The following is a 418-nucleotide window of genomic DNA, read 5'->3' on the forward strand; positions in this document are numbered from 1 at the left end:
TGCTGAAAAAGTAAGACAACAGAAATATGATCTTGAGTCAAACGAAGTGAAACAGTATTTACAACTTGATAAACTTACAGATGCTTTGTTCTACACTGCTTCAGAAGTTTTTAATTATAAATTCACTCCGGTGCCCGAAGGTACAGTACCTGTTTTTCATGAAGACGTAAAGGTTTGGGAAGTGACAGATAATGATTCCGGAAAACATATTGGTCTCTGGTATCTGGATCCTTATGCCCGCACCGGGAAAAGATCAGGAGCCTGGGCATCCCAATATCGCAGCCATTCAGAAATGGAGGGTGATAAGGAAACTGTGCTGGCTTCCAATAATTCCAACTTTGTAAAGCCTGCTCCGGGCGAACCGGCACTTATCTCCTGGGATGATGCCACTACCTTCTTCCATGAATTCGGACACGCG

The 418-nt window shown here is 43.5% G+C and carries 1 protein-coding gene; it reads left to right on the plus strand.

The features are described from left to right. Positions 1-418 (plus strand): M3 family metallopeptidase (locus tag HC176_RS16855; protein WP_167920168.1); only part of this gene is annotated, 418 nt, incomplete at both ends.

Source organism: Tamlana crocina (assembly GCF_012037625.1).